This window comes from Micromonospora sp. U56 (assembly GCF_018070095.1).
Taxonomy (GTDB): domain Bacteria; phylum Actinomycetota; class Actinomycetes; order Mycobacteriales; family Micromonosporaceae; genus Micromonospora; species Micromonospora purpureochromogenes.
Genome location: NZ_JAGPYL010000285.1, coordinates 1 through 691 on the forward strand (window position 1 = coordinate 1; position 691 = coordinate 691).

Consider the following 691-nt stretch of genomic DNA (forward strand, 5'->3'; position numbering starts at 1 on the left):
TCTTTGACTTCCTTTCCCGCGCACCGTCCCCCGGCGGTGTGCGCGTTATCCCCCGATCGAAAGGTGCACCCCTCATGCGTACCGATCTGATCCGCAAGACCGCCCTGACCTTCGCCGGTGTCGCCGCGACCGCCGGTGGGATCGCCGGCCCGGCCCTCGCCGCGCACGCCGCCCCCACCCAGGCCACCACCACCGCCTCGATGCAGGCCGACCGCGGCAGGGACCGTAAATCGCACGGCGAGCGGGAACTCAACGTGCGCTACGAGGCCCAGCCCAACTTCTACTACTGCGGCCCCGCCGCCACCCGCAACGCCCTCTCCGTGCAGGGCAAGAACATTGACGTCGACGCCATGGCCAAGCAGATGGGCACCACCGAGGCCGGCACCAACAGCATCAACGACATCACCCCCGTGCTGAACAAGGAAACCGGCACCAAGGACGCCTACCGGTCGGTGGAGATCCGCGACAGCAAGGCCGACCGCAAGCAGACCGACAAGCTGCGCACCGACATCGTCCGCACCATCGACGACGGCCGCGCCGTGGTCGCCAACATCGCCGGCACCACCACCGACACCGACGGCACCACCCACTCCTTCGAAGGCGGCCACTACATCAGCGTCATCGGCTACCGCGACGGCGGCAACACCGTCACCATCGCCGACTCCGCCAACCCCGACCAGGCCTCCTACCG

At 68.5% G+C, this 691-nt stretch carries 1 protein-coding gene; it reads left to right on the forward strand.

The genetic code is table 11. The features are described from left to right. Positions 1-74: 74 nt before the first annotated feature. Positions 75-691 (forward strand): C39 family peptidase (locus KBX37_RS34010; protein WP_210779903.1); only part of this gene is annotated, 617 nt, incomplete at its 3' end.